Source organism: Limnospira sp. PMC 1279.21, assembly GCF_032349615.1.
Lineage (GTDB): Bacteria > Cyanobacteriota > Cyanobacteriia > Cyanobacteriales > Microcoleaceae > Limnospira > Limnospira fusiformis.
This window is the reverse complement of the sequence record NZ_JARPLU010000089.1, coordinates 20,536-21,191: the sequence shown is the minus strand read 5'-3', so window position 1 is coordinate 21,191 and position 656 is coordinate 20,536. Positions and strand designations below refer to the sequence as shown.

1 protein-coding gene is annotated in these 656 nt (G+C 54.9%); it reads left to right on the top strand.

Translation table 11 applies throughout. The annotated features are described in order from the left end of the window. Positions 1-420: 420 nt before the first annotated feature. Positions 421-656: hypothetical protein (locus P5683_RS14295; RefSeq protein WP_315669454.1), on the top strand; the 236-nt coding region annotated here is incomplete at its 3' end.

Genomic DNA, 656 nt, shown 5'->3' with positions numbered 1-656 from the left:
TTTCCTCTCCGTGATCAATCACGGAGCTTCCAACCCTCCCAGGAGTTTTACGTGAGGGGGCTCTGGTGGAATGATGCCGAATCGCCCGCTACAGTTCTGGAATCAGACTTAAAATCATTATTGCAGGACTTGGGTTGGGCTGACGGAAGATGATCACCAAAATTGGTTCGTGAAAATCGGACAAGAAAACAGGTAGGGGCGGGTATGTCAGACCACGCCGCTGCGGGAAAAAAGTAGGCGGGTGCTAGCGCCGCCATGAGAAACACAAGCAAAAAAACCCAGTTTCTTAGGAAGACCTTTTTTGAAAACCTGTAGGGGGGGTGCGCGAGGTACCCCGCACGGGATATGCTTTCGGGGAAACCAGCCCGGTAGGGTGGACTGCATCCCGATAATTGGCATAAACACGAAAAGCTTTCTGATGTGACGCACCAACCGAAGCAGGCTTTGTGCTGCGGGACACGCGACGGGGGAAACACCAGCCAACCTGTCGCGGTAGTAGGGGCGGGTGCTATATCCGCCATCGGAAAAACCAGCCAACTACCTGCACCCGCCCCCAGGGTGCTATATCCGCCATCGGAAAAACCAGCTAACTGCCTGCACCCGCCCCCAGGGTGCTATATCCGCCATCGGAAAAACCAGCTAACTACCTGCACCCG